Origin of the sequence: Bradyrhizobium sp. IAR9 (assembly GCF_013408065.1) — a bacterium.
Lineage (GTDB): Bacteria > Pseudomonadota > Alphaproteobacteria > Rhizobiales > Xanthobacteraceae > Bradyrhizobium.
Map to the genome: position 1 here is coordinate 127,480 of NZ_JACBZW010000002.1, position 22,592 is coordinate 150,071.

The 22,592-nt window shown below is 62.9% G+C and carries 23 protein-coding genes; 7 read left to right on the forward strand and 16 right to left on the reverse strand.

Annotation, left to right across the window (positions count from 1 at the left end):
* Window positions 1–187 precede the first annotated feature (187 nt).
* A complete protein-coding gene (gene mutL / locus GGD67_RS06170) occupies window positions 188–2,002 on the forward strand; it encodes a DNA mismatch repair endonuclease MutL (RefSeq protein WP_179731624.1) in 1,815 nt (604 codons plus the stop codon).
* Between the two features lie 214 nt (window positions 2,003–2,216).
* Here the strand turns inward: mutL and rsmD are convergent, their stop codons facing one another.
* Both rsmD and GGD67_RS06180 read right to left on the reverse strand, forming a co-directional pair.
* On the reverse strand, window positions 2,217–2,774 hold the full coding sequence (gene rsmD / locus GGD67_RS06175) for a 16S rRNA (guanine(966)-N(2))-methyltransferase RsmD (protein WP_091958677.1): 558 nt from the start codon (window positions 2,772–2,774) through the stop codon (window positions 2,217–2,219).
* 175 nt (window positions 2,775–2,949) lie between these two features.
* A complete protein-coding gene (locus GGD67_RS06180; RefSeq protein ID WP_179731626.1) occupies window positions 2,950–5,004 on the reverse strand; it encodes a pseudouridine synthase in 2,055 nt (684 codons plus the stop codon).
* 120 nt (window positions 5,005–5,124) lie between these two features.
* Between GGD67_RS06180 and GGD67_RS06185 the strand changes: the two genes are divergently transcribed.
* Window positions 5,125–5,583, forward strand: a complete 459-nt coding sequence (locus GGD67_RS06185) for a nucleoside deaminase (protein WP_179731627.1) — start codon at window positions 5,125–5,127, stop codon at window positions 5,581–5,583.
* Window positions 5,584–5,681: 98 nt separating this feature from the next.
* On the opposite strand, the gene GGD67_RS06190 is transcribed toward GGD67_RS06185, so the two are convergent.
* Both GGD67_RS06190 and purD read right to left on the reverse strand, forming a co-directional pair.
* A complete protein-coding gene (locus GGD67_RS06190) occupies window positions 5,682–6,584 on the reverse strand; it encodes an alpha/beta fold hydrolase (RefSeq protein WP_179731629.1) in 903 nt (300 codons plus the stop codon).
* Between the two features lie 229 nt (window positions 6,585–6,813).
* The gene (purD, locus tag GGD67_RS06195) at window positions 6,814–8,097 is read right to left on the reverse strand and encodes a phosphoribosylamine--glycine ligase (protein WP_179731631.1); all 1,284 of its coding nucleotides are present in this window, start codon (window positions 8,095–8,097) and stop codon (window positions 6,814–6,816) included.
* Between the two features lie 833 nt (window positions 8,098–8,930).
* Between purD and GGD67_RS06200 the strand changes: the two genes are divergently transcribed.
* Window positions 8,931–9,143, forward strand: coding sequence for a hypothetical protein (locus tag GGD67_RS06200; protein ID WP_179731632.1), 213 nt, complete (start codon window positions 8,931–8,933; stop codon window positions 9,141–9,143).
* Window positions 9,144–9,184: 41 nt separating this feature from the next.
* On the forward strand, window positions 9,185–10,429 hold the full coding sequence (locus GGD67_RS06205; protein ID WP_179731634.1) for a DUF3800 domain-containing protein: 1,245 nt from the start codon (window positions 9,185–9,187) through the stop codon (window positions 10,427–10,429).
* A gap of 141 nt (window positions 10,430–10,570) precedes the next feature.
* On the opposite strand, the gene GGD67_RS06210 is transcribed toward GGD67_RS06205, so the two are convergent.
* The 8 genes from GGD67_RS06210 to GGD67_RS06245 form a co-directional block, all read right to left on the reverse strand.
* Window positions 10,571–10,882: a hypothetical protein gene (locus GGD67_RS06210; RefSeq protein WP_179731636.1), complete on the reverse strand. Its 312-nt coding sequence runs from the start codon at window positions 10,880–10,882 to the stop codon at window positions 10,571–10,573.
* A gap of 54 nt (window positions 10,883–10,936) precedes the next feature.
* On the reverse strand, window positions 10,937–12,481 hold the full coding sequence (locus GGD67_RS06215) for a GNAT family N-acetyltransferase (protein WP_179731638.1): 1,545 nt from the start codon (window positions 12,479–12,481) through the stop codon (window positions 10,937–10,939).
* Window positions 12,399–12,905 (reverse strand): ASCH domain-containing protein, encoded by a 507-nt coding sequence (locus GGD67_RS06220; RefSeq protein WP_179731640.1) that lies wholly within the window; start codon window positions 12,903–12,905, stop codon window positions 12,399–12,401. The genes GGD67_RS06215 and GGD67_RS06220 overlap by 83 nt, the downstream gene beginning before the upstream one ends.
* 152 nt (window positions 12,906–13,057) lie before the next feature.
* Window positions 13,058–13,648 (reverse strand): hypothetical protein, encoded by a 591-nt coding sequence (locus GGD67_RS06225; RefSeq protein WP_179731642.1) that lies wholly within the window; start codon window positions 13,646–13,648, stop codon window positions 13,058–13,060.
* 257 nt (window positions 13,649–13,905) lie between these two features.
* Complete coding sequence (locus GGD67_RS06230; RefSeq protein WP_011090236.1) at window positions 13,906–14,205, reverse strand: winged helix-turn-helix domain-containing protein; 300 nt, start codon at window positions 14,203–14,205, stop codon at window positions 13,906–13,908.
* Between the two features lie 2 nt (window positions 14,206–14,207).
* Window positions 14,208–14,798 carry a hypothetical protein gene (locus GGD67_RS06235; RefSeq protein ID WP_179731644.1) on the reverse strand — a complete coding sequence of 197 codons (591 nt, stop codon included), beginning with the start codon at window positions 14,796–14,798 and terminating at the stop codon, window positions 14,208–14,210.
* A gap of 65 nt (window positions 14,799–14,863) precedes the next feature.
* Window positions 14,864–15,418: a hypothetical protein gene (locus tag GGD67_RS06240; protein WP_179731646.1), complete on the reverse strand. Its 555-nt coding sequence runs from the start codon at window positions 15,416–15,418 to the stop codon at window positions 14,864–14,866.
* Window positions 15,419–15,710: 292 nt separating this feature from the next.
* Complete coding sequence (locus GGD67_RS06245; RefSeq protein ID WP_179731647.1) at window positions 15,711–16,817, reverse strand: alpha/beta hydrolase; 1,107 nt, start codon at window positions 16,815–16,817, stop codon at window positions 15,711–15,713.
* A gap of 138 nt (window positions 16,818–16,955) precedes the next feature.
* On the opposite strand from GGD67_RS06245, the gene xseA reads away from it, so the two are divergent.
* Window positions 16,956–18,578, forward strand: coding sequence for an exodeoxyribonuclease VII large subunit (gene xseA, locus GGD67_RS06250; RefSeq protein ID WP_179732236.1), 1,623 nt, complete (start codon window positions 16,956–16,958; stop codon window positions 18,576–18,578).
* Window positions 18,579–18,769: 191 nt separating this feature from the next.
* Here the strand turns inward: xseA and GGD67_RS06255 are convergent, their stop codons facing one another.
* Window positions 18,770–18,913: a hypothetical protein gene (locus GGD67_RS06255; RefSeq protein ID WP_179731649.1), complete on the reverse strand. Its 144-nt coding sequence runs from the start codon at window positions 18,911–18,913 to the stop codon at window positions 18,770–18,772.
* Between the two features lie 269 nt (window positions 18,914–19,182).
* Window positions 19,183–20,007, reverse strand: coding sequence for a dienelactone hydrolase family protein (locus GGD67_RS06260; RefSeq protein ID WP_018321927.1), 825 nt, complete (start codon window positions 20,005–20,007; stop codon window positions 19,183–19,185).
* 190 nt (window positions 20,008–20,197) lie between these two features.
* Between GGD67_RS06260 and GGD67_RS06265 the strand changes: the two genes are divergently transcribed.
* The gene (locus tag GGD67_RS06265; protein ID WP_018321926.1) at window positions 20,198–20,425 is read left to right on the forward strand and encodes a DUF2093 domain-containing protein; all 228 of its coding nucleotides are present in this window, start codon (window positions 20,198–20,200) and stop codon (window positions 20,423–20,425) included.
* Window positions 20,426–20,564: 139 nt separating this feature from the next.
* Here GGD67_RS06265 and GGD67_RS06270 read toward each other — a convergent pair whose 3' ends face one another.
* A complete protein-coding gene (locus tag GGD67_RS06270) occupies window positions 20,565–20,873 on the reverse strand; it encodes a hypothetical protein (protein ID WP_026202638.1) in 309 nt (102 codons plus the stop codon).
* Between the two features lie 509 nt (window positions 20,874–21,382).
* Between GGD67_RS06270 and GGD67_RS06275 the strand changes: the two genes are divergently transcribed.
* Window positions 21,383–21,580, forward strand: coding sequence for a hypothetical protein (locus tag GGD67_RS06275; protein WP_179731651.1), 198 nt, complete (start codon window positions 21,383–21,385; stop codon window positions 21,578–21,580).
* 372 nt (window positions 21,581–21,952) lie between these two features.
* Here GGD67_RS06275 and GGD67_RS39860 read toward each other — a convergent pair whose 3' ends face one another.
* Window positions 21,953–22,591, reverse strand: a complete 639-nt coding sequence (locus tag GGD67_RS39860) for a GYD domain-containing protein (RefSeq protein WP_245283343.1) — start codon at window positions 22,589–22,591, stop codon at window positions 21,953–21,955.
* Window position 22,592 lies beyond the last annotated feature (1 nt).

A 22,592-nucleotide genomic window follows, 5' to 3' on the forward strand; every position in this document is an offset into this window, starting at 1 on the left:
GCCTCACAATCCGGACCGTCGTCGGATGTCGGCAGGTGCCGGCCTGCGCAATTTTCTCGAACGCTCAATGTCTTCAATGCGATAGGTAGCCCTCTTCCCCAGGCGGCCACACGGCTGTTGCCCAACACATGCTTTTGACGCAACACGGCCTAGAATAGCGCTGTCCGCGAATCCAGATCAGAACCTCATGCCCGTCCGCCAGCTTCCAGAACAGGTCGTCAACCGCATCGCCGCCGGCGAGGTGGTCGAGCGTCCGGCGAGCGTGGTCAAGGAGCTGGTCGAGAACGCGATCGATGCCGGCGCCAGCCGGATCGACGTCTTCACCGACGGCGGCGGGCGGCGGCGGATCGGCATCACCGACGATGGCGGCGGCATGACCGCGAAAGACCTCGCGCTGGCGGTCGAGCGCCACGCCACCTCCAAGCTCGACGACGAGGATCTGCTCCAGATCCGCACGCTCGGGTTCCGCGGTGAGGCGCTGCCCTCGATCGGCTCAGTGGCGCGTCTGTCCATCACCACCCGGCATGCGGGTGAGCCGCACGCCTGGGCGCTCACGGTCGAGGGCGGCGAGAAGTCCGAGATCATGCCGGCAGCGCTGGCGCATGGCACCCGCGTCGAGGTTGGCGACCTCTTCTATGCGACGCCGGCCCGGCTGAAATTCCTCAAGACCGACCGCACCGAGGCGGAAGCCATCCGCGAAGTGGTGCGGCGCCTCGCGATGGCGCGGCCCGACATCGCCTTCACGCTGGCGGGCGAGGAGCGCGCACCGGTGACCTGGGCTGCCGCGCTGCCCGGCGCCGCCGGCCGCCTGACGCGGCTCGGCGACATCCTGGGCGCTGAGTTTCGCAGCCATGCCTTCGAGGTCCACGCCGAGCGCGAGGGCGTCGTCGTCGCCGGCTATGCCGCTGCACCTGCGCTGACCAAGGCCAACGCGCTCGGGCAGTATCTCTTCGTCAACGGCCGCCCGGTCCGCGACAAGCTGATCCTCGGCGCGGTGCGCGGAGCCTATGCCGACTATTTGCCACGCGACCGGCATCCCGTGCTTGCGCTGTTCGTTACGCTCGACCCACGCGAGGTCGATGCCAACGTCCATCCGGCCAAGACCGAAGTGCGCTTCCGCAACGCCGGCCTGGTCCGCGCGCTGATCGTGCACGGATTGAAAGAGGGGCTCGCGCGTGAGGGGCGTCGCACCGCCGCCAACAGCGGCGAGAGCGCGTTGTCCGCGTTCCGGCCGGCCTTCACGCCGCCGCGTCCCGCAAGCTGGGACTGGCGGGCTTCGCCGTCCGCCCCAGTCGCGCCGATGCCGTCCTTCGAAGGATCGGCCGCACCCGCTTTCGCCGAGCGCGCGCAGGCCGCCTTCGACGTCGGTGCGCCCAGCGCGGACGTGCGGTTCGAGACGCAACCGGTCGCCGACCTCATCGATCGTCCGCTTGGCGCCGCGCGCACGCAGATCCACGAGACCTATATCGTCTCGCAGACCCGCGACGGATTGATCATCGTCGACCAGCATGCCGCGCATGAGCGCATCGTCTATGAACGGCTGAAGGCCTCGCTGGCGGCGAACGGCGTGCAGCGGCAGATCCTCCTCATTCCCGAGATCGTCGAGATGGACGAGGCGACGGTGGAGCGCCTCCTGGAGCGCAGCGAGGAGCTTGCATCGTTCGGCCTCGCCATCGAATCCTTCGGCCCCGGTGCGGTCGCAGTGCGCGAGACGCCCTCGCTGCTCGGCAAGACCAATGCCGGCGGCCTCTTGCGCGATCTCTCGGAGCACATGGCCGAGTGGGACGAGGCGCTGCCGCTCGAGCGCCGCCTGATGCACGTCGCGGCGACCATGGCCTGCCACGGCTCGGTGCGCGCCGGCCGAAGGCTGCGGCCGGAAGAGATGAACGCCCTGCTCCGCGAGATGGAGGAAACCCCGAACTCCGGCCAGTGCAATCACGGCCGGCCGACCTATGTCGAGCTGAAGCTCAGCGATGTGGAGAAGCTGTTCGGGCGAAGGTGACGGTGCCGTGGTGAAGGTGCCGTAGGGTGGGCAAAGGCGCAAAGCGCCGTGCCCACGATCTGCGCATGATCGAGACAGGTGGTGGGCACGCTCCGCTTTGCCCACCCTACGGCAGTAAGGCTGTTCGGCGCGATGAGCTTCGTAGGGCGGGTTAGCGTAGCGTAACCCGCCGCCTTTACCCCCGCGGAACGAGCCGACGGCGGATTACGCTTCGCTAATCCGCCCTACGCAAAAACACGAACTCCGTGTCGTCATACGCCCGCCGCTCCAATTCCTCGTATCCTTCCGGCGTCGCGAACTGCGCGGCCTTCGCCTCTTCCACCACCAGCAGCGCGCCGGGCGTGAGCCAGCCGCCATCGCGCAAGCTTGCCAGCGCCTTCTCGGCAAAGCCCTTGCCGTAGGGCGGATCGAGGAACGCGAGCGAGAACGGCTCGACGGGATGCGCCGGGCCAAGATCGGTCGCATCGCGGCGATAGACTTTCGTCACGCCGCCGAGGCCAAGCGACTCGACGTTATTGCGCAGCAGCGCCCGAGCTTCCGCGCCGTTGTCGACGAACAGCGTGAACTTCGCGCCGCGTGACGACGCCTCGATGCCGAGCGCCCCGGTGCCGGCGAAGAGATCGAGCACGCGCGCGTCCGCAATCGGATCATCATAGGCGTGCACGAGGATGTTGAAGACGGACTCGCGCAGGCGGTCCGCCGTCGGGCGGATGTCGCGCGAGGACGGTGAGGCGAGATTGCGCCCCTTCAACCTGCCGCCGACGACGCGCATTATGAGACTCGAATAGTAGAGGCACGGAAGGAAAGCTCCCTTCCCCCTTGTGGGGAAGGGTTGGGGAAGGAGGTGCCACAAGCAGCGACCTCTCGTGGGGTACCCCCCTCCCTAACCCTCCCCCACAAGGGGGGAGGGAACGAGGGAGTGCCGAGCGACGAAGAGCTCCTCACTCTCAATCCTCCCGCGGCGTCAGGTCGCGCTTGCCGTGATAGCCGCGCTTGGGACGGCGCGGCGGGCCATAGCCGTTGGCCTCTTCCTCGTTGCGCTCGCGCGCCTCCTCGCTGCCGGTGCGCTGCACCAGCACGCGGCGGCCCTTGCGGTCGTTGATGACGGCACGCTTGCTGGTGGGCTTCTTCTCGTCATCACCCGCAGAAGATTTCTGCGGCACGTCGAACTGCGCACCCGACTTCTCGATTACCTTGTCGCCGAGCTGGTCGCGCAGCACGCGCGAGCGGATCTCCTCGACCTGACCTTCGGGCACCTCGCCGAGCTGGAACGGACCGTAGGAGACCCGGATCAGCCGATTCACCTCGAGCCCGAGATGAGCGCAGACATTGCGCACCTCGCGGTTCTTGCCTTCGCGGATCGCGAACACCAGCCAGACATTGGCGCCCTGATCGCGCTCCAGCGTCGCTTCGATCGGACCGTATTTGACGCCCTCGACCTCGATGCCGTTCTTGAGCTCGTCGAGCTGCGCCTGGGTGACGTCGCCATGGGCGCGAACGCGATAGCGGCGCAGCCAGCCGGTGTCGGGCAGCTCGAGCGTGCGCGCGAGCCCGCCGTCATTGGTGAGCAGCAGCAGGCCTTCGGTGTTGAAATCGAGCCGGCCGATCGAGATCAGGCGCGGCAGGCCTTCGGGCAGGTTGTCGAACACGGTCGGACGACCCTCGGGATCGTCATGCGTGGTCATCAGTCCGCGCGGCTTGTGATAGAGGAACAGCCGCGTGCGCTCGCGCTCCGGCAACGGCTTGCCGTCGACCAGGACGACGTCGTTCTTTGTGATGTCGAGCGCGGGCGAGTTGATGACGCGGCCGTTGACGGTGACGCGGCCCTGCGTGACCATCTCCTCGGCATCGCGGCGCGAGGCAAGCCCCGCGCGGGCCAGCGCCTTGGCGATGCGCTCGCCGGCCTTCTTCGGCTTCGGCTCCTCTTCGCGGCGCGGACGGCGGTCGAAATCGCGGTCCCGCTCGCGATAGGCGCCGCGGCCGCCGAAGGCCGGGCGTTTCTCGAAAATCCTGCTGTCGTCCTCATTGTCACGGCGCGGGCGATCGCCGAAACGGCCTTCGCTGCGCGGATGCTCGTGCCAATCGGAGCGGCCTTCCGAGCGCTCGCGCGGACGATTGAATTTCGGCCGGTCGCCGCCGCGCCCGCCGCGGTCGCCATCGCCGTCGCGACGGGGCCGATCGAACTTTGGACGATCCTCGCGGGGCCGATCGAATTTGGGCCGCTCGCGGAACGGACGATCACCGGATGCGCGATCGTCGCGCGAGCGCGAGAAGCGCGGACGGTCCTCGCCGCCGCCGCTGTCGCGACGGTCGTCGCGCTTTTGCCAGGGCTTGTCCTCGCCGCGATCACGGCCGCCGAAATCCTTGCGCGGGCCTTTGCCAAAATCCTTGCGCGGCGGACGATCGCCACGCGGACGGTCGTCGCGCTTCTGCCACGGCTTGGAATCACCGCGCTCGCCGCGGTCGCGATCAGGACCGCCCCGCGAAAACTTCCGCTCGCTGTCGAACTTGCGTTCCGGACGATCGCCACGCGGCGCGTAGGGACGCTTGTCACCGAATTTCTTGTCGCCGAACCGGCCGGCGGGACGGGAATCGTCACGATCCCGGCTGCGCGGCGGACGGTCATCACGGCCATAGGACGGGCGATCACCACGCGGCTTGAACGGCCGCTTCTCGCCATCGCGCGAGGAGCGATCGGAAAACGGCCGGTCGCCGCGCGGCTTGAAGCTGCGCTCGCCACGACCCTCACTGCCGCGGTCATCGCGCTTGAAGCGGGGACGGTCGGAAAAATCGCGGCGCGGGGCATCGCCCTCCTCGCGGCGGCGGAACGGTTTCCCCTCGCGGGGCGGGCGGCTGTCGCGATCGCCCCTGCCCTCGCTCTTGCCCTCAAAACCGCGCTTGGCGAACTTCTTCTCGGGGCCGCGCGCCTTGCCGGAACGGCCGCCTTTGGCCGGGCCTCGCCGGCCGCGGGAATCGTTGTCTTTGTCGCTGTCGCGAGGCATGAATGATCTCACTCAAGGGGGTGGCCGTTGAGCATTGTGCGCGCTCGTTCGGAGCCGCATGCCCAGGCAAAACCGGTAAGCACTTCTGCTGAAGGCGCAGCTACTAGCAGGTTTCTTCGGATGATACGAGGCTTGAAAGCCCCCTCTTTCATGGATTTGGCGCTTCTGGCGGCCGAAAATGCCGGAAAAGCGGGCGAAGTTCCGATCGGCTGCGTGGTGGTCCGCAATGACGAGGTCATTGCCACCGCCGCCAATCGGACGCTGACCGACCGCGACCCCACCGGCCATGCCGAAATCGTTGCGCTGCGCGAGGCGGCCAGGAAGACCGGCAGCGAGCGCCTGGTCGACTGCGACCTCTACGTGACGCTGGAGCCCTGCACCATGTGTGCGGGCGCGATCTCGTTTGCAAGGGTGAGGCGCCTCTATTACGGCGCCGCCGATCCCAAGGGCGGCGCGGTCGAGTCCGGCGTGCGGTTCTTCGCCTCGCCGACCTGCCACCACGCCCCGGACGTCTATTCCGGGGTCGGCGAGAGCGAGGCGGCGCGGCTGCTCAAGGAGTTCTTTCGGGAGCGAAGGTAGGGCAGTCGTAGCCCGGATGGAGCGAAGCGCAATCCGGGGCAGTGTCGCGGCGTTGACAGACCCGGATTTCGCTTCGCTCCATCCGGGCTACAAGATCGTCAGCCCGAAAAGAACTCGCGCAGCGCCTCTGCCGTCACGTCGGGATTCTCCTCGGTCAGGAAGTGGCCGGAATCCACCGGCATGCCCACAACGTTCGTCGCCCATTGCTGCCAGGTGTCGAGCGGCGTGGCTGCGGCTTGTGCCACACCGGCATTGCCCCACAGCGCCAGCATCGGAATGGTGATCTTCTTGCCGGCTTCGAAATCGGCCTTGTCGAGGTCGTAGTCGAAATAGGCACCGGCGCGATAGTCCTCGCACATCGCATGCACGCGGGCGGGATCGCGGAACGGGGCGAGGTAATGTTCGAGCGCGCGCGGGTCGATGGCGTCCAACGTCCTCGACTTGGTCTGGCTCGCCATCTTGAAGCGCAAGAAGAACTCGCCATTGCCAGAGATCAGCGTCTCCGGCAGCGGATAGGGCTGCGCCAGGAAGGTCCAGTGATAGATCTTCAGCGCATAGGCGCGGTTCATCCGCTCCCAGTAATTATAGGTCGGCAAGATATCGAGCACCGCGAGCTTCGACAGCCGGCCGGGATGGTCGAGCGCGAGGCGGTAGGAGACGCGGCCGCCGCGGTCGTGGCCGGCCAGCGCGAAGTGCACGTGGCCGAGCCGCTCCATCACTTCCACCATCGCCTTGGCCATGGCGCGCTTGCTGTAGGGGATGTGCAGCGCATCGCTCTCGGGCATGTCGGACCAGCCGTAGCCCGGCAAATCGGCGATGATCAGCGTGAAGTGCCTGGCCAGCTCGGGCGCGACCTGGTGCCACATCACATGGGTCTCGGAGAAGCCGTGCAGGAGCAGCAGCGGCGGCCCGCTGCCGCCGACGCGGGCGAAGATGCGGCCGAAGGAGGTATTGATCCATTCGGCGGCAAAATCCGGATAGAGGTCGGCGAGATCGGACATCTTTCTGCATCCTTTAAAGGGTCAGTCGGGGCCGGCCCCGACACCTAAAATTGCGAAAACAACCCCATGCACAGTAGCGGTATCATCGGCGGGGCTACTAACCCCAACAGCTGATTGCACATTCTGGAATGTCGATATGGCGGCGTGGTGACACAAGCCCTCGAGATTCTCGGATTGGCGGGCTTTGAGCGCCGTCCGGGATCGTGAGCCGGTTCTTGTCAGCCGCTTCTCAGCCCTTGGCCTTCTCCGCCTCCACCGCCTGCCAGCCGATGTCGCGGCGGCAGAAGCCCTCGGGCCAGCTGATGCGGTCGACGGCCTGGTAGGCACGCGCCTGCGCCTCCGTCACGGTCTTGCCGAGCGCGCAGACATTGAGCACACGGCCGCCATTGGCGAGGATCGCACCGTCCTTCTCGACCGTGCCGGCGTGGAAGATCTCGACGGTGTCCACCTTCGCGGCGTCATCGAGCCCGTCGATCCGCGTGCCCTTCTGGTAGTCGCCGGGATAACCCTTCGCCGCCATCACCACCGTGAGCGCGGAGTCCGGATGCCAGCGCAGATCGAAATTCTTCAGCTGGCCGTCGCAGGCGGCGAGGAAGGCCGGCACGATGTCCGACATCATGCGCAGCATCAGCACCTGGCACTCGGGATCGCCGAAGCGGACGTTGAACTCGAACAGCTTTGGCCCCTGCGTCGTCAGCATGATGCCGGCGTAGAGGATGCCGCGGAACGGCGTGCCGCGCTGCTTCATGCCTGATACCGTCGGCAAGATGATCTTCGCCATGATCGCGTCGTGGATCGCGGGCGTCACCAAGGGCGTCGGCGAATAGGCGCCCATGCCGCCGGTGTTCGGGCCGACGTCGTGGTCGAACACGCGCTTGTGGTCCTGGGCGGAGGCCAGCGGAATGGCCGTCTCGCCGTCGCACAGCGCAAAGAAGCTGATCTCGCGGCCCGGCAGAAACTCCTCGATCACGACCTCAGCGCCGGCCTCGCCGAACGCGCCCTCGAACATCATGGCGATGGCGTCCTCGGCCTCGCGCACGGTCTTGGCGACGACGACGCCCTTGCCGGCGGCAAGGCCATCAGCCTTCACGACGATCGGCGCGCCCTGGCTCTGGACGTAGTCGCGCGCATCCTTTGCGTTGGTGAAGCGCTTGTAGGCGCCGGTCGGAATGCCGAATTCGGTGCACAGCGCCTTGGTAAAACCCTTGGAGCTTTCGAGCTGGGCCGGGATCTTGCTCGGGCCGAACGCCTTGATGCCGGCGGCGGTGAGGTCGTCGACGATGCCGGCGGCCAGCGGCGTCTCCGGCCCGACCACCACGAGCTCGACCTTGTTCGTCTTGCAGAACTCGATCACCGCCGCATGGTCGGCGACGTCGAGCGCCACGCATTCCGCCTCCCGCGCGATGCCGGCATTGCCGGGCGCGCACCAGAACCTGGTCACCAGGGGGGAGGCCGCGATCTTCCACGCCAGGGCATGTTCGCGGCCGCCGGAACCGAGCAGGAGAATGTGCATCGAAGGCTCAGAATGAGGGGTTTTGCTGGGGCGGAGGTCGCACGAATCGCGGCGCGTCTCAAGGGGAAACGCCTCAAACTCCCCCGTCATTCAATTCCCCCTGTCATTCCGGGGCGCGCGTAGCGCGAGCCCGGAAGCCATTGGGCCGCAGCGTTGGTAGCAAGATGGATTCCGGGCTCGTCGCTTCGCGACGCCCTGCGAAGCGGCCGAAGCCGAGCAGAGGCGAAAAACGGGCTGACCAAGACTGTACGGGGGCCGCGAAGCGCCTAACGGTCGCCGACTGCAACCATTAAATTCCCGCCCCCATCGCAAGGGCATCGGCCGCTGGCACCCTGACCCGCTTCTCGCATGTGAGGCCGCCGAGGCGGAGAGCGCAGGGGCGACGACTGGGGGGCCGCATAGTAGGCTAACCTGCACTTAGACGCGCAAAATGACCGTGCGTGAAGTTGTTCTCTCCTCTACAGTCCGAAGGCAGCGACTGTTTGGAGGCTGTGTTCTTTGGATCGCTTTTGGCGCCAACTGGTAACGACTTGGCAACGACTCACCGGATCAGAGCGCGCGGACCCGCGTGACCCTGTTTTCGGTGCAGAAATGGCCGATGCTCGCGCGCAACTTCTGCCATGCCCTTTCTGTGATGAGGCGGCCGCTGGCTTTCAGCTCGTGAAACTGCGTCCGAGGAAGGTAATCATACACTGCTACAAGTGCGACGTTGAAATGGACGTAACTCACCAGTCCTGGGAAAATGCCAAGGAGAGGTGGAATAGGCGCGGCGGAATGTCGGAACGGATGACATGGGAAGCCGTCGAGTTTGGAGAGGATGAGCCGCTTCGATCATGAGCGGTGGCCTCCGCAACTCAGAGCGGAATCCCGACCCGGCGCAAGCGCGAGCGCCGCGAGGCGAGAAGGGCCCCAACTCGATTGGTAAATTGGTAAAAAGCCAAAGTGAAACGATCTTTCCCGAGATCATTGAAGGTCAGGACGGTGCCAACCACGTCTCCGCACGACATGTCGTCCCCGATTTGAATATTGATACGTTGCGGGTATAATCGCAATCCTTCACGCAAAAATTGCACGGCGGCGACGTTCCATGGGCCAGTCTAAAATTCCGTTGTACGCATACGTTGATGAGACGGGCAACACCGGCCACAACCTGTTTGATGAAGCGCAACCGGATTTTTTTACAGCGGCCCTGATCACGAAGGGCAACTTCGACGACGGCTACAGCGAAGCAGCTTTAAAGCTCACTGCCGCGCTCGGCGTCGATACCCTGCACGGCAAGGAGCTGGGCATAGGTCGGATTGAGAAGATTGCAGATGATTTTCTCGCCTTGCTGAACAAAGCTCACGCTCATTTCTTTATCTCCCGCGTCGAAAAGAAATACCTTCTTGCGACTAAGGTATTCGATTCTCTCTTCGATTCCGGAGAAAATGCAGGCGTTGCATGGCATCACTACAATCTTCGCCCGCTCCGGCTGCTGCTCGCTTTCAAGCTCGCGCTAACTGTGGACGAAGAGACGGCTCGGCTATTCTGGCAATGCATCCTCGAACCTAGTGAAGAGAAGGCGTACGAAATGCTGCCGGGAATTTGTGCTCGGCTGCACGGAAACCTGTTGGAGGTCCCTGATCACAGGTCCCGCGAAGTTCTCGGAGAGGGACTGGAGTGGGCCCGACTGCATCCCAAGGCAATCCAAATTCACACCGATAGAAAGTTATCTCGGCAGGCACACTTCCCGAACCTTGTGGCGTTCGCAAATCTACTGGATGGCCTCGACCACTTCGCGAAACAGTTCAAGAAGCGAGTTGCGCGGATCACGCACGACCAGCAGGCCGAATTCGCCAAATCACTGGCAGCGTTTCATGAGCTTTTCACTACCGCTGCGCCCGACCAGATACGTTGGGCGGGAGAGACCTTCAGCTTGCAGAAGGTCGTAGGAAGCGAATTTGAAGTCAAGGCTGATGAAAAGAGCGCGGGAATTCAAGTCACTGATGTCGTTTTGTGGCTTTATAGCCAGTTTCGAAAAGAACGGGAGCTTCCCACCAAGTGTAAGGCGATCGTCCACTATGCGCTGACACACGGCTGGGAAAGTGATTTTTCGTTCAGCGGGGTAAACCGTGTCATGCAGGAGAGGTATGGCGCGATCTTCAATACGCCTATCACCCCAGAGCAGGAGGCGCAGGCGCGAGAATTACTGGCGAAAGCGGAACAAAATCGCTTGGCATCAATGGAGCAGTACAAGCGTGATCATCTTCCTCCCTTTATGAGGGGACACGGGGTCGCAATGCCCGCTACGGAAGTTGACGCGCACATCGTGGAGAAAGTTGGAAGACGCTAGGTTTCTTTAAGCATTGCAACTGAAGCCGTGACAATCCCCGCCCTGCCACGCCGACATGCGAGCGTTGAATGAGCCCTACAGATGGCACCCTGACCGCTTGCTGAATGCGGCGAGGCCGAGCGGCGCAAAGCGGGGTGACCACTATCGGCGTTTGCCAAGCGATGGCAGGCCGCCCGGCATGGGGCGACCCTGCAGCCGACTCCAGTGATTCGAGACCCAACCCTTGTTGATCTCTTTGACGGTCTTCGCCTCGGCCTCGGTGGACGGTCGCGTGGTGTCAACGACGTCATCCCAACCATCGACCAAGTCGGGATCGGCCTCGGGATGTTTGTCATGACCTTTAGGCTTCAGGTTCTTTTTCTTGTTTAGTGAGGCGCGTTCGACCACCATCGCCGCCAGCATTTCAGCGCGACGGGCCAGATACTTCCTTCGCTTCTCTTTCGATCCTGCCATCTGGCCGCATCCTAGTTCTAAGTCACACTCAGTTCGGAAGGAAAAAACGGAATTCTAAAACGCGAAACCGAGGTCAACCGCCCCCCTAAGGGCTCGATACTGATCTTCTGACAGTATCGTAATCGACTGGTACGGATGGTTTCCAAGAACGCCGAGACGTTGAAGTTCCGCCAATCCGACAGCGGGTTGCGTGTGACCAACCAAAAGGAAGTCTATTACTTTGACCGGTGACACGGGCGTTGGATTCATCGCCCGCATCTCCTCAGGCGAATACACCGAGCGTTTGGCAGTGTGCTTTATAAGCTCATCCGGGTCGTCGATGTCACTTACCTGTTCGACGATTGCGAGCGTCGTAATGGATTGGCTCGCCGCCAACGCTTCATCTTTAGACATGTAGAAGAGCAGTATGTCGCCCGGCTTAATCATGCTGGTGCGCGCGTGGCACAGATAAACTTTACGAATGGTATTTCCGGGTGTCCTGTCTTTTTCGCGCGTCAGAATGGGACCGAAGTCGGCAGTCGGAAAGAGAGGCAGTTCTCGACCAAACGCAATTTCCGGGAACAGCCTGCGGTGATAATCCGGCTGGATTGGCACATAGAACTTGCCCACTGCTGCCCCATCATGGAAACGGGGATAGTTGGCCCGCGCGAAATCGAGCGCATTTCCGGTGAGTGCAGGCAGAGCGCCGCGCAAGGTGGGCTTTTCCATCACCAGCTCGCCGGTCGCTGACCTCATCGTCTCCGAAAATCCATAATACTTGAGCAATGAAATGAGAAGCGCGTGCTTGGGATAAACTGTGAGATAAGCAAGGTCGTAGTTGTTGTGTTGAGCAAACCACAGGGCCTGCTTCAACAGCAGCTCGCCAAATTTCTCGCCGAGATACTCATCACGCACTTTGAAGGTGCAGATTTTTAGAATCTTTGGTCCACGGTGTTGAGTTTGAGCTTCTGAGTGCGTCTCTGTTTTTCGTATTATTAGGCCCGCTATCTCAGAATCGATCTCTAGTACCCAACAATCACGGTGAGCTTGTTTGCAACGCTCAAACCAACCATCAAATGGCGGGTAGTCCTCACGCAAACTCACAAAGATCGGATCATGTTCACTAAGTTCATATGCTTTGCGTTCGATGACGTGGGGAAGTTCGACCGTCTTTGCTACAAAGGTGAGCTTTAGCCATTGCAGCGCATCGTCAATGGTGAGAACGCGGTCGCTCAATCCCACCCGCGCAGCCCGCTTGTGTAAGTTGCCGTCTTCGGAAATGAGATAGTCCACAGCTCGCGCGTCTAAAGCGGCGAGCAGCCGCGCATCTGAACGGTCATTGTCCTTTTTGATGGGGCCAAACCGCGTGACCAAATCTGCGTCGCTTTGGTTCGGCAGACCGGCTAATTTTTGAAACTTATCTAGCTTGCTGAGCGTGACTCTGCGGCGTCCCTCATCTCGATCACGTGCTATGTCGTCGTAGTTTGCGCCCTCAACGAAAAGGCCAACGCCATACTCATTGCTAAGCCGGGAAATATCAGCGAGTCGCGCCTCGACCGGCTTCGGGTCTTCCAGCCCGATTACTATGTGAGTGTCGATGAGTAGTTTGAAATGGTCCATCGTCTAGCAATGAATTAAAATGCTTTGTAACGTACCGATAAGATTGAGGGGGCACAATCCCAAATTGAGCCTCAAGTTCACTCGCGGTCAGGTGGGTGCGCATCGCTTTGACAGCCCCGAGCAGGATGGCAAAGCCAAACTTGGTGCCGCTAAAGTAGTCGTAGAACTCTCGGCGCGAGACGCAGGCGGCGTTGGCGTGCTCTTTCCAGATTTCGGCAATGGCCAGACGCTGAACCTCTTTGATCTTGGCGCATCCGACGACGGCACGGACCGGGCTGGTGGAATAGATATACACCTTGGCCCCGAGGTTGACGGACTCGGGAAAGCGTCGCCGCAGTTCTACGGTCTTTTGGCCGTCTAGAATTTTGGCGACATACTGCGGGCGGATGCTTACCAAGAAGTCCCGTGGCTCGCTAACCTTCATTGCATTTCCCGCTTCCGAATCGACGCCTAGATTGAATCAGCACTTGGATGCACAGCCAAGTCAAATCCCGGCGGAGCCGAATCCGCATCATCAGCCAGAGCGAGACACGCCGTGGCTCGCCGCCTGAGCCCGCCCATGACTTCAGGCTGATCTCACTTTCTGAGAAACTCCCACGGCTCCCAAAACTTTTGGGTAGATTCGATCCGCCAATCCGCAGTTTCGCTGAGCTTTTCGCTGGTGATGCCTACTCCGATTGCGAACTGTTCCATAGTGATCGCAACCTCTTTGGCGAAGTCGAACATCTCGCCATATTGTGGGGGCCGCATGCCGGGTTTCGGATCGGCGGAATGGGCTGTGTACTTGTCGCGGAAATGTTTCACTGTGGCGAAGCGTGAATCGGATTGCAGCTTCGTCCAAAGGGCCTCCGCTTGTGCAAGGGCCTGCTTGTCCATCGGCAACTGACTGCGCACGCTAGGATCAGCCGTTTCCACGAAGCCCATTCTTAGATGCTTGTCACCCGACCTAGTTGGGGCGAATGCTCCCGCCACTAGGATTACCAATCGGGTTATCAGCGAGTTTCTAACCGTTATTGCGGCTCGGGCGGCCCCGGAATCGGAGAGGTTACCATTTATCCGCCCGGTGTTCTGCTTTTCTAGGAGTTCGACAAGCTGGAGAATCTCCACACCGGTTTGATGGGCTTCCCGCGCGATGACGTTAACGTTTGCTGCCCTGCTGACGGTCATAGGATCATCGGCCTCTCGCGTTCTGACTGGTCGCGACGCGCGGCCTGCACGGCATCCGGCAACCAGGGCGCGCCTCCGCCGCCCCCCCCAACCATAGCAGGTCGTCGAGCGGCATCGCCCCGTAGTGTCAGCGGATTTTGATTTTTTAAACTGCCCATACACTCGGATGTGGACCGACTGATATTGCTGGGCTATTCCACTGTTGACTTTCCCACAAGGGGAGAGGGTGAAGCGCGCGCACCGGAATGACGGCGGTGCTAAACTTGCTTCCCCGCAATAATCTCCTGCAGCGTCGCCACATGCCGCGCAAACGCGCCGCGACCCGCCGCCGTGGCCGTCACCGTGGTTTGCGGCTTCTTGCCGACGAAGGCTTTCTCGACGGACACATAGCCCGCCTTCGCCAGGGTCTCGATATGCGCGCCGAGATTGCCGTCGGTGGCGCCGGTCAGCTTCTTCAGCCGCGAGAACTCCAGTCCCGCGGTCGCAGGCAGCGCGTTCAGCGCCGCCATGATCTTCAGCCGCAATGGCTGGTGGATGATGTCGTCGAGCTCCGCCACGGCTAGCCCCGCCGCATCCAGAGGGTACCCGCGATCAGCGCGCCGCCATTGACGGCTGCCATCCACGGCAACAGCGGTACACCCGGGATATAAAAATATCCGATCAGCGTCAGTGCGATGATGGTCGCGCCGAGCGGTGCAAAGGCGTAGCCGAACCGAAGGCCCGCCGTCAGGTAGACCAGCGTGATGTAGACCTCCCAAAACACCGTTTGCTGGCGCGGCGAGAACCTGCCGAAAGTGCAGCAGACGAGGCCGAAGGCGGCGATCAGCAGGAGCGCCAGCAGAGTGCGCCTGTCGAACAGGCGGATGCCGTTTCTCGAAAGATGATAGGCGCCGAGAACAACGAGGCCGAGAGCCGAGACGACGTAGAGTGCAAACCAGAAATACAGCCCGTCATTCACCACGAACCAGCTGTTCCAATAATAGGCCCCGTAGCGCGGCCAGAACCACATCAGGACATCGTCGGCAAACGGCATCACGGCCCATATCAGCAGGACGAGACCCGCGACCAGGTAGACCTGCGACCGCTGCCCACGACGAACGGCATGCTCATTGGCGTTCAGTGCTTCAGGAGCCTGATGGCTGTCGATCACGGGCGCGCTCCTTCCTGGGTATTGGCTGCAGGCTGGTGGATGATGTCGTCGAGCCCGGGCATGCGCTAGATCCGCCGCATCCAGAGGCCGCCGAGGATCAGGCCACCGCCATTGACGAAGGCCATCCAGAGCGGGAACGCCTCGCCGATATAGAAGAAGCCGAACAGCGTCAGCGCCGTGATGCCGAGGCCGATCGCCACGAAGGCGTAGCCGAACCACAGCCCGGCGAGCGTGTAGAACAGCATGAAATAGATCGGCCAGAACGTTCCCAGCTGGCGCGGACCAAAATGACCGACGACGCTGGTGACGAAATAACCGAAGGCGAAGAACAGCGCGAATATCAGGAACAACCTGATGCCGACACCGGCGCCAAAGGGGTGGCTTTTCGGATCGAGCACGCGAAGTGCAATCAGGCCGCCGACGCCGAAAACATCCGCGGCAACCCAGGCGTAGGCCGCGTAGATGGGCCAAAGCCAGGTCACGAGATTGGCTGCGAACACCAAGACGCCCCACCAGACCGCGGCGAGGCTCGCCAGCTCATAGAGCTGCGATTGCTTCACGCGCTGGACGATGTCGTCGATGTCGGCGAGGGACTCCGCAGCTTGCTTGCTATCGATCATATCGGTCCCCATCAACCCGGCATCATCGCAGCGTATGGTGAACACAACGCAGCGGCATCGGCACTGGGCTCCCTCTCCCGCTTGCGGGAGAGGGTTGGGGAGAGGGTACCTCCGCAACGGGACAATCCCCGGGAGGAAAGAACCGCGCAGGGACGTACTCGGTAAATTCTCGACAACCCCAACGCGGAAAAACCCTCTCCCCAACCCTCCCCCGCAAGCGGGGGAGGGAGCGCAGTGCCAATGCGGCGGCATCGTGCTCCATATGCGATTGCCCTGCCACCTGCGAGCCGCATCATGACTGCCCTGCCCCGCGCGTTGCCACGTCCTCGGCGATCACCGAGATCGCCTTCGGATGGGTGACGATGCCCATATGATTGATGCCGTCAATGACCTTGACGTCGACCGACGGCTTCACCGCCTGCACGGTCTGCGCATATTTGTCCGAGATCATCATCTCGTCCTCCGAGCCGCCGAAGATGGTGATCGGACGCGTGGTTGCCGGCAGATCGACGCGATAGCCGCGCGTTGTGAAATTGCGCGTCAGGCGATCGGAATAGGTCGAGACGAGGTACTTCGCCGAGCTCGGCGGCACCGCCAGGGCCAGCACCGGAAGCTGTGAACAGCAGTCGATGCCGAGCTTGCGCAGCGCCGTCAGACCGAAGAAGCGCGGGACATTGAAATTGGCCCAGCCGCCTGCGTTCGGCCGGTTGGTCGGTGCGTCATAGCCGAGATAGGGCGCGAGCAGCACGGTGCGCACGAACATGTCCTGCATGATCGGCGTCGCGGCGACGCGCAGCGAGAAACCGGCGCCGGCGGAATGGCCGATCAGAGTGAGCGGCAGATCCGGCGGGGTCTTGCGAACTTCGGCAACGAAATCGACGAGGTCGTCCTCGAGCTGGCCGACATAGCCGATATCGCCGCGGGTGCCGGAGCCGCCATGGCCGCGGATGTCGAGCGCCCAGGTCTCCACCCCGCGCGCGGCGATCGCATGGGTCAGCGCGTGGTTGACGGTGCCGCTGGAGCCGGAGGAGCCATGGATGAAAATGGCACCTCGGTCCGCCGCCGGGCCCCCGGAGCCATTTCCGTTCCGATGGGATCGGGCTCCGGATTCTTGTTTTGACGCGTTTTCTTCACGCGAACCGGCTTCCACTTCGCTTGAAAACGCTTTGGCCGCGTAATGGCGATAGCCGATCCAGGTGCCGTCGCGGGCCTGGAAGCGTTCGAGCGGCGGCAGCGTGGACCAGTCGATCCCCTTGGCAGAGTCGGAGACCGAGCGCATCTCGGGTGGCCGCTCCAGCGGCGTTGCGATCATCACGGTCAGGATCAGCGCCACGCCGCCGACCGCACACAGGGCCCATTTCAGACCGCTCAAGACGCCGCGCAGCAACCGGACCGCCATGGCTTACCTCCCTCAAACTCATCAATCGATAGAGAACTCTATAATACAGAGTACTCTTCCAATCAATCCCTCGATTGGCGCCGCGCGGCGAAAATCCTTAACGTCGGGTCTGACCCCAAAATGCCGAATCGTTTGCCGATGCCGCCTGCGGAACAACTGAACAACGCGTTTGAATTCACCGTCTCCGAGCTCTCCCAATCCCTGAAGCGGACGGTGGAGGACACCTACGGCCATGTCCGGGTCCGCGGTGAGATCTCGGGGTTCCGCGGCGCCCACTCCTCCGGCCATTGCTATTTCGCGCTCAAGGACGAGAGCGCCAAGATCGAGGCGGTGATCTGGAAGGGCGTGCACGGCCGGATGCGCTTCAAGCCCCAGGAAGGGCTCGAGGTCATCGCCACCGGCAAGCTCACGACCTATCCGGGCTCCTCGAAGTACCAGATCGTGATCGAGGCGCTGGAGCCGGCCGGCATCGGCGCGCTGATGGCGCTGATGGAGGAGCGCAAGAAGAAGCTCGCCGCGGAAGGGTTGTTCGACGAAGCGCGCAAGCAGCTGCTGCCGTGGCTGCCGGAGGTGATCGGCGTCGTGACATCACCGACCGGCGCGGTGATCCGCGACATCCTGCACCGGCTGGAGGACCGCTTCCCCCGCCGCGTGCTGGTGTGGCCGGTGAAAGTTCAGGGCGACGGCTCGGCCGAGCAGGTCGCGGCCGCCATCCGCGGCTTCAACGCGATTGCCCCGGGCGGCAAGATTCCGCGCCCCGATGTGCTGATCGTCGCGCGCGGCGGCGGCTCGCTGGAAGACCTCTGGTCGTTCAACGAGGAGATCGCGGTGCGGGCGGCAGCCGAGAGCATGATCCCGCTGATCTCGGCGGTGGGGCACGAGACCGACATCACGCTGATCGACTTCGTCGCCGACAAGCGCGCGCCGACGCCGACGGCGGCGGCCGAGATGGCCGTGCCGGTGCGCAGTGAATTGTTCGTCGAGGTCGCCGACCTCGGACGCCGCACCCGCGCCTATTGGCAGCGCGCCCAGGAAAGCCGTCGCAGCGAGCTGCGCGCCGCCGCACGCGCGCTGCCCGCGGCCGGTGATCTTCTGGCGATCCCGCGGCAGCGGCTGGATTCGGCGGGCGCATCCCTGCCCCGCTGCCTCAAGGCCAACACGCACGCGCATTTCCGCAGGTTTACCGCCGCAAGCTCAAAGCTGACGCTGCGGGTGCTGCACGGCCAGATCTCTCAGGCCGACCACCGCCTCACCGTGTGCGGTGAACGGCTTGGCCTGTCCGCGCGCTCGTTGCTGCGGCGTCGGCGCGACCGCTTTGCCGGGCTCGAGGTTCGCTTGCGCGCCTCAAAGCTCTCCAATGCGCAGGCGCAGCGCAACGCGATTCTCCGCCAGCGCGAGCGCACGCATCGCCTCAGCGAGCGCGCCGGCCGCGCGCTCGTCACGTTGCTGCAGCGGCTGGAGGCTCGCGTCGAGAACAGCGGCAAGCTGCTGTCCGCACTGTCCTACCGCAGCGTGCTCGCGCGCGGCTTCGCGCTGGTGCGGGACGAGGCGGGACATCCGCTGCATGCGGCCGACAGCATCGGGCCGAATGCGCGGCTCGAGATCGAGTTTGCCGATGGGCGCGTGGGCGCAACCGCGGACGCGGATCGCCCGGCGCCAACGACGAAGCGCACGCCAGCGCAGCCAAAGTCGGCTGCGGCGGACGCAAAGCCCGCGCCGAAGCGTGTGGCCAAGCCGGTGGATCAGGGCAGCTTGTTCTGAGGTGTGAGGCGCCTCTGCGATCGCAGCACTCCCAATGCCGACCCGTCATCCTGAGGTGCGAGGCTTGCGATGCGGACGCATCGCAAGGTGAGCCTCGAAGGATGTACGGCCGCGATGCAGCCGGGCCGTCGCCCTTCGAGGGCCGCTGAAGGAGCGGCCGCCTCAGGGTGACGGTGTTGGACTGATGTACTTCACCTACACGACAATCCCGCGTCGATCGTGGTCCAGAAGCCGCAATGCTCCGGCGCGCGCTGTGGGGCGCCGGCTTGGGCCTCGTACAGGAAGATCGCGACGGTGAAGACGGCCAGTGCGGAGGCGAAGAGGACGATGCGCATGAGGACTGCGTTTAATCGACATCGTGGTCGAACTAAGGCGCCGTCACGTGCTGAAACCGGCGCCGCGTGCGATCCGTAGATTCCGGGTCGGCCATCAAGTCCGTGCAGGGCGGTGGTCGATGCGGGGCTGTCCGCCTGAATTTGTTCCTCGGACGGCCCCGCTTTGGAAGACCCGTAGCCCGGATGGAGCGAAAGCGTAATCCGGGTTCGTGCCACGCGCTGCGCTGTCCCGGATTGCGCTGCGCTCCATCCGGGCTACGGGACTTCCTTTACCGCGCCAGCCACTGCGCGACGTCCTTTTGCGACTCCGCGCGCGCCTCGGCATCCGTGCCGAGATGGCCGCGCTCGGGCACGGCGGCATCGTTGCTGCCGCCGGCGGCGTGCAGCGGCGTGTTGGCGCGGTCGAAATCGTGATAGGCGTCGGGATAGACCACGATGCGTGCAAGCGCGCTGCGGCCATGCGCGCCCTCGACCATCTGGCGGCAGGCCGGCGGCGAGGAGACGTCGTCATTGGCGCCGATCAGCACCAGGGTCGGCACCCGCGTGCTCCAGCCGAGACCGGCGGAGATCCGGCAGTCCGGATAGAACGCGATCGCGGCGCGGAAATCGGGCGCCAGGTCGCGCGCCGCGCTCTGCGGCCGCACGGCCCACAGCAGCGCGCTCGCGCCGTTGGCCCAGCCCATCAGGCTGACGCGATCGCGCGCCACCCAGGACTGCTTCATCAGCCAGGCGCGCGATGCTGCGACGTCGGTGACGCGCTCACGCCGCGCCTTGACGTGCATCTCCTTGACGCGGCATTGCGGCCCGAGCTCGCGCGAGCCGTAGCTGTCGGGCAATAGCACGGCATTGCCCGCCCTGAGCAGGCGCTCGGCCCAATCGCGATAGCGCGGCAGCACGGGATCGGAATGACTGCTGAGGCCGTCGCAGCCGTGCAGCGCGACCACGGCCGGAAACGGCCCCGGACCTTCAGGCTTGTAGAGCTGCGCGTGCAGCACGCCGGACGCCAGCGGAATGTCGACCGGCTGCGGCGCCGGCGCGGCATGCGCGGCGGACATCAGCAGCGTCAGAAACAGGGCGGTCAGTCGAAGGCGCATCGGACTCTGCCACAGGAGATGCCGGAACCAGCGATCCTTCGCCCAAGCACTATCACGCGGAAACGGCGGCAAAACATCACAAACCGGTGGGTTTACCGGGCGGACAAGCCGCCCTATCTATGCTACATCCCGTCCAACACATCGCCCTCCAGGGTTTCCACGGAGCGGCCTTCCACGGAGACTTTCGACCGTGCTGAACAAGTTCGGCCCCTCGGGCCATGGCGAAGCGCAAGTGCAATACCTCGACGGCGACTTCCGCGTGATCTCGCCGGGGACCTTCGTGCGCTGTGCCATCACCGACACGCGGATTCCGCTCGACGAGCTGAAGTACTGGAGCGTGGATTTGCAGGAGGCCTACGCCACACCCGCCGCCGTGCTGCAGCGACATTTCCCCGGCGCGCCGAAACCGCAGCAATGAGCTTTCCGCTCTCGTAACTCTCGTAGGGTGGGCAAAGCGAAGCGTGCCCACGTTGTTCGTCTTGATTGCGACGAGACCGTGGGCACGGCGCTTTGCGCCTTTGCCCACCCTACGAGACCGAACGCTTGGCGTCGTTCTGCTATTGCTGCTCGGGACCATCCGCACCCACACAAGTCTTGATCGCGCTCTTCCTGGCTTCGCCGACGACCTTCTGATCGATCGCCTGCTTCAGGCAATCGAGCCGCGCCTGCGCCATGCAGAGCTGCAGCTGGTCGCGCTTGTCCTGCCCTTTCAGGCTCGCGGTCGTCGCAAGGCACGTCACGCGCTTGGTCGCAGGAACCGGCACGGTGACGGTCGGGCTTGCTGTCGGCGCGGGAGTTTGCGCGAAGACGGGCGCAACGATCAGACACACAAGGCTGGCGGCAACGGTCGCGGACGGCAGTTTCATCGAATTCTCCTGATCGTCGGGAACCGATAGGCGTTTTGCGATGAATGTCGCCTGAATGGCAGGCTGCTGCAGGGCAGGCAAAGCGCAGCAGTGCGGCGTGGCGCGAGCGGTGCAGCTTTTTTTCGCGTCATGGGGATGGAGACGATGTTCGCGTGCACCTGAACCGCGAGTCTCACCGAGGAAAATATCTCCGTCGTGCCGATCCGCGTTGCATCGAAGAATACTTGCACTCCGTAGTTAGTCATTTCGCGTTGTGGTTGGATTCTTTGTTGCAATCCGGCGCCCTTAAGTTGTTTGACGAAGTCTTGTTGAAACAGAGAGCTGCTACAGTGTTCGTTAGGTAATTGGCCCTGTTCCTTTTATCGCACAGACAATCAAGTCAACCAAACAGCCATCGAGCTTTGGAATTGGCGCAGTCTGTGAACGGGCTCATATCGAAAGAGCCATCCGACGGGCTACGATCACCTCGAAAATTTGCGGTGGAATATCTGTAAATCGAGAGTCAAACGATGGGGGTGATCATGCCCACCATATTGGACTTGCTCTATCGTGAATATTGTCGCGCCCGTCTCGCTGAAATGCGCAAACAGCTTCTGATCGCAGCTGAACGCTCCGAAGCTCTCGAAGCGCTTCGTCATCCTGCGGATCAGGCTGACGATGAGAGGACGGACGCACATCGCAAGACCGTTCACGGCCTGCCGCATTGAAGTGGCCCGCGACCGGCGATCTCTCCCGCGTAGCAGTGACCAAGCAATTGGCAACAGTTTGGGAGTGAGCAATGAATACACCCGAATGCTATACCGTCGCGGTAGCCTGCGTCTCGTGCCTGACCATTATTGGATTAATGGCCGTCGGGGCGTGGTGAGCACGACTGATTGCTGAATTGCGATACCGGTACGCGTGAAGACGCCGCGCCAAGAACGGGAATCCAGGGCTCCAGTTCTGCTTCAATTAGAACCGAAGCTCTAAAGCATGATCCGGAAAAGTGCGCAGCGGTTTTCCGAAAAGATCATGCTTAAACAACAACCTAAAGCGCGACGACGATTCATCCTCATCGCATCGCGCTTCAGATCCCGATGTCAGCTTCCGGGCGGGGTATACGAAGAACGCAGCTTCGCCGCGTTCTGGCGGACCTGCTTGATCTCGTCCTGCGTGAACAACCTGGTCAGTTTCACATTCTGCAGGGTGCCTGCGGTGACGGTCAGGCCGGAAATGGCCGGCGCCGCACCCGGATCAGGCACATCGAAAATTACCAAAACGCCCGGGCCGTCGGCCGCAACGCTGTACATCGAAAGCAGCTTTCCGCCGGCCGCTTCGATGAGCTTTCGTGCCGCCTCCTGGCGATCGGTGGTGGGATTCTCCAAAATGGCATTGAGAGCGCGTGGGGTGTACTGTCCGGTGAGGCAAAAATGCATGGCATGTTCTCCTCTGGTTTTTGGCAATGATTTTCCCTGCCGTTCCGAACTGATCGTTACGGCCGCTGCATCTGAAGTGATGAAGGTACTGCCCGCCGTGGGCATAAACGCCGTCGATGATTTCCGGGAGGTCGGCACGTCCCGGTGACGGCTCTCATCAAAGGCTACATCAACTCCCGAACGTGCGGAAGAGAATTCATCAGCCGCGACATGTCGCCCGATCAGTTGTCGAATACCGCATGGCGATGGATGAATTGTTTTTCCATCCTCCGCTCTTTGGCTGCGGCGGACTAGCTTACCCACC

What these genes read in the sequence shown, in the direction of transcription:
- mutL (WP_179731624.1), top strand. Translation starts at nt 188, where the DNA reads ATGCCCGTCCGCCAGCTTCCAGAACAGGTCGTCAACCGCATCGCCGCC.
- rsmD (WP_091958677.1), bottom strand. Translation starts at nt 2,774, where the DNA reads ATGCGCGTCGTCGGCGGCAGGTTGAAGGGGCGCAATCTCGCCTCACCG.
- GGD67_RS06180 (WP_179731626.1), bottom strand. Translation starts at nt 5,004, where the DNA reads ATGCCTCGCGACAGCGACAAAGACAACGATTCCCGCGGCCGGCGAGGC.
- GGD67_RS06185 (WP_179731627.1), top strand. Translation starts at nt 5,125, where the DNA reads ATGATACGAGGCTTGAAAGCCCCCTCTTTCATGGATTTGGCGCTTCTG.
- GGD67_RS06190 (WP_179731629.1), bottom strand. Translation starts at nt 6,584, where the DNA reads ATGTCCGATCTCGCCGACCTCTATCCGGATTTTGCCGCCGAATGGATC.
- purD (WP_179731631.1), bottom strand. Translation starts at nt 8,097, where the DNA reads ATGCACATTCTCCTGCTCGGTTCCGGCGGCCGCGAACATGCCCTGGCG.
- GGD67_RS06200 (WP_179731632.1), top strand. Translation starts at nt 8,931, where the DNA reads ATGAGCGGTGGCCTCCGCAACTCAGAGCGGAATCCCGACCCGGCGCAA.
- GGD67_RS06205 (WP_179731634.1), top strand. Translation starts at nt 9,185, where the DNA reads ATGGGCCAGTCTAAAATTCCGTTGTACGCATACGTTGATGAGACGGGC.
- GGD67_RS06210 (WP_179731636.1), bottom strand. Translation starts at nt 10,882, where the DNA reads ATGGCAGGATCGAAAGAGAAGCGAAGGAAGTATCTGGCCCGTCGCGCT.
- GGD67_RS06215 (WP_179731638.1), bottom strand. Translation starts at nt 12,481, where the DNA reads ATGGACCATTTCAAACTACTCATCGACACTCACATAGTAATCGGGCTG.
- GGD67_RS06220 (WP_179731640.1), bottom strand. Translation starts at nt 12,905, where the DNA reads ATGAAGGTTAGCGAGCCACGGGACTTCTTGGTAAGCATCCGCCCGCAG.
- GGD67_RS06225 (WP_179731642.1), bottom strand. Translation starts at nt 13,648, where the DNA reads ATGACCGTCAGCAGGGCAGCAAACGTTAACGTCATCGCGCGGGAAGCC.
- GGD67_RS06240 (WP_179731646.1), bottom strand. Translation starts at nt 15,418, where the DNA reads ATGATCGATAGCAAGCAAGCTGCGGAGTCCCTCGCCGACATCGACGAC.
- GGD67_RS06245 (WP_179731647.1), bottom strand. Translation starts at nt 16,817, where the DNA reads ATGGCGGTCCGGTTGCTGCGCGGCGTCTTGAGCGGTCTGAAATGGGCC.
- xseA (WP_179732236.1), top strand. Translation starts at nt 16,956, where the DNA reads ATGCCGCCTGCGGAACAACTGAACAACGCGTTTGAATTCACCGTCTCC.
- GGD67_RS06255 (WP_179731649.1), bottom strand. Translation starts at nt 18,913, where the DNA reads ATGCGCATCGTCCTCTTCGCCTCCGCACTGGCCGTCTTCACCGTCGCG.
- GGD67_RS06260 (WP_018321927.1), bottom strand. Translation starts at nt 20,007, where the DNA reads ATGCGCCTTCGACTGACCGCCCTGTTTCTGACGCTGCTGATGTCCGCC.
- GGD67_RS06270 (WP_026202638.1), bottom strand. Translation starts at nt 20,873, where the DNA reads ATGAAACTGCCGTCCGCGACCGTTGCCGCCAGCCTTGTGTGTCTGATC.
- GGD67_RS06275 (WP_179731651.1), top strand. Translation starts at nt 21,383, where the DNA reads ATGGGGGTGATCATGCCCACCATATTGGACTTGCTCTATCGTGAATAT.